The sequence below is a fragment of the Myxococcus sp. AM010 genome (genome assembly GCF_013372585.1).
Classification (GTDB): Bacteria; Myxococcota; Myxococcia; order Myxococcales; family Myxococcaceae; genus Myxococcus; species Myxococcus vastator.
Genome location: NZ_JABXEO010000184.1, coordinates 1 through 3,413, shown reverse-complemented (window position 1 = coordinate 3,413; position 3,413 = coordinate 1). Strand labels below are relative to the sequence as shown.

The window sequence follows — 3,413 nt, the reverse complement described above, 5'->3', positions numbered from 1 at the left end:
GACGCCGTGAGGCGAAGGTGAGGGAAGCAGTCAGGTGCTTTTAATCAAGCGTAGGTAAAGAAGAAGTCTTCCAGGCTTGCTGCGAAGAGCAGGAGTCTGGGCCTTGGTTTCGAGTTTCGACAAACCGCCGGGAGGCGGGCGTGAAACAAGAGATTAGGGCAAGTAAGCTACTAAGGGCGTGCGGTGGATGCCTAGGTGCCAAGAGGCGATGAAGGACGCGGGTGGCTGCGAAAAGCTCCGGGGAGCTGTCAACCGAGCGTTGATCCGGAGATGTCCGAATGGGGAAACCCAGCGCTGCGAATAGCGGCGTTACCTTCCACTGAATACATAGGTGGAATGGAGCTAACCAGGGGAAGTGAAACATCTCAGTACCCTGAGGAAGAGAAAACAATGAGTGATTCCCAAAGTAGTGGCGAGCGAAATGGGAGCAGCCCAAACCGAAACCACGAAAGTGGCGTCGGGGTAGAGGGTCCACGGTAGGACTTTGACTTGCTAGCGGAAGCCTCTGGAAAGAGGCACCAAAGAGCGTGATAGTCGCGTACGCGAAAGCGAGTTGGAGCTGAGTGGGTTACCCAAGTAGGGCGGGACACGTGCAATCCTGCCTGAATCAGCCGGGACCATCCGGTAAGGCTAAATACTCCTTGGCGACCGATAGTGAACAAGTACCGCGAGGGAAAGGTGAAAAGAACCCCGGTAAGGGGAGTCAAAAGAACCTGAAACCGCATGTCTACAAGCAGTTCGAGCACTACGGGGCAACCCAGTGCGAGAGCGTACCTTTTGCATCATGATTCGGCGACTTAATATACGTAGCGAGGCTAAGCCGTTAGGTGGAGCCGGAGCGAAAGCGAGTCCGAACAGGGCGTTTAGTTGCGTGTATTATAACCCGAAGCGGGGTGATCTACACATGGCCAGGTTGAAGTGCGGGTAACACCGCATGGAGGACCGAACCCGTGAAAGTTGAAAATTTCTGGGATGAGCTGTGTGTAGGGGTGAAAGGCCAATCAAACTCCGTGATAGCTGGTTCTCCCCGAAAGATATTTAGGTATCGGCTCGGGCAATTCAATGCCGGAGGTAGAGCACTGGAACGGCTAGGGGTCTCACCAGATTACCAAACCGTACCAAACTCCGAATGCCGGCAATTGTTATCCCGGGACGCAGTCAGTGGGTGATAACGTCCATTGGCAAGAGGGGAATAACCCAGACCGACAGCTAAGGCCCCCAAATCTAGTCTAAGTGAACACTAGAAAGGATGTGGCAGGTCATTGACAACCAGGAGGTTGGCTTAGAAGCAGCCATCCTTTAAAGAAAGCGTAATAGCTCACTGGTCAAGACAGGCCGCGCCGAAAATGTAACGGGGCTCAAGACTAGTGCCGAAGCTTCGGGCCATGCGTAAAGCGTATGGCGGTAGGGGAGCGTCCCAGTTGCAGCGAAGGTCGACTGAAAAGGCGGCTGGAGCGACTGGGAGTGCTGATGCCGAAATGAGTAGCGATAAAGGGGGTGAGAAACCCCCTCGCCGTAAGCCCAAGGTTTCCTGGGTCAAGTTAATCTTCCCAGGGTTAGTCGGAACCTAAGCCGAGGCCGAAAGGCGTAGGTGATGGAAAGCGGGTTAATATTCCTGCACCATCTTGTGAGCGTTGAACTAAGGGAGGACGGAGAAAGCTAGGCGAGCTGACCGGTGGTTGTGTCAGTCTAAAGGTGTAGGGGTGTCGCGTACGAATAAAGGCGCGGCAGCTATCCCCGAGACTCCATGGCGCCCCGTAAGGGGTAAGTCGCTGATGCTCTGCTTCCAAGAAAAGTCCCGTAGGGAGCTTACAGGGTGTCCGTACCGTAAACCGACACAGGTGGGCGAGGAGAAAATCCTAAGGCGCTTGAGAGAACTCTCCTCCAAGGAACTAGGCAAATTTCCACCGTAACTTCGGAAGAAGGTGGGCCTCTGGTAGGTGTAGGCGTACAGCCGAAGCCGAGAGAGGTTGCAGAGAAATGGCGGTAGCGACTGTTTACCAAAAACACAGGACTCTGCGAAGGCGACAAGCCGACGTATAGGGTCTGACTCCTGCCCGGTGCTGGAAGGTTAAGGGGATTCGTCAGCCGCAAGGTGAAGCGATGATCCGAAGCCCCAGTAAACGGCGGCCGTAACTATAACGGTCCTAAGGTAGCGAAATTCCTTGTCGGGTAAGTTCCGACCTGCACGAATGGAGTAACGACTTCCGCGCTGTCTCGGAGAGGGACTCAGCGAAATTGAAATAGCTGTGCCGATGCAGTTTACCCGCAGCAAGACGGAAAGACCCCGTGAACCTTTACTATAACTTGACAGTGACACTGGGGATTGACTGTGTAGGATAGGTGGGAGCCTTTGAAGCCGGGCCGCTAGGTTCGGTGGAGGCAACGGTGAAATACCACCCTGTTGATTTCTGGTGTCTAACCATGTCCCGTCAGCCGGGATTGGGACACTGTCTGGTGGGTAGTTTGACTGGGGCGGTCGCCTCCCAAAAAGTAACGGAGGCGCGCGATGGTTCCCTCAGCCCGATTGGAAACCGGGCGTCGAGTGCAATGGCATAAGGGAGCTTGACTGCGAGACGGACACGTCGAGCAGGTGCGAAAGCAGGTCATAGTGATCCGGTGGTCCTGAATGGAAGGGCCATCGCTCAACGGATAAAAGGTACTCCGGGGATAACAGGCTTATCTCCCCCAAGAGTTCACATCGACGGGGAGGTTTGGCACCTCGATGTCGGCTCATCGCATCCTGGGGCTGGAGCAGGTCCCAAGGGTTTGGCTGTTCGCCAATTAAAGCGGTACGCGAGCTGGGTTCAAAACGTCGTGAGACAGTTTGGTCCCTATCTGCTGTGGGCGTAGGATACTTGAGAGGCTCTGACCTTAGTACGAGAGGACCGGGTTGGAGGCACCGCTGGTGTACCAGTTGTCTCGCCAGAGGCATCGCTGGGTAGCCATGTGCCGATTGGATAACCGCTGAAAGCATCTAAGCGGGAAACCGACCTCAAGACCAGGTATCCCGGGCGCAAGCCCCTGAAGACCCGTCGAAGACTACGACGTTGATAGGCCGGGTGTGTAAGCGTGGTAACACGTTCAGCTAACCGGTACTAATTGGTCGTGAGGCTTACTTTCCCCATTCTCTTGCATGCCCCCTCAAGGGGAGTAAGGGACTCGGGGCCAAGGCCGAGGCTCGAGTGCTTCATGCACTCGCCTGGAAGACTGAAATACGCACAGCGAGACTTTCGCTCAGCAATGAATTGAAACTTACCCTTTGTATGCACTGTCGCTTGTTTTCCGGTGGCTATGTCGGAGGGGTTCCACCCGTTCCCATCCCGAACACGGAAGTTAAGCCCTCCAGAGCCGATGGTACTTCGCGGGAAACCGCGCGGGAGAGTAGGTCGCTGCCGGATTCTTTTTGAGAA

Annotated in this window: 2 rRNA genes; both read left to right on the top strand. The window is 55.1% G+C overall.

Features of this window, described 5'->3' with window-relative positions:
• The first annotated feature begins 160 nt into the window (after positions 1-160).
• Positions 161-3,123, top strand: a 23S ribosomal RNA gene (locus HV826_RS36110).
• Positions 3,124-3,284: 161 nt separating this feature from the next.
• Positions 3,285-3,401: ribosomal RNA gene (rrf, locus tag HV826_RS36105) — 5S ribosomal RNA — on the top strand.
• Positions 3,402-3,413: the final 12 nt, after the last annotated feature.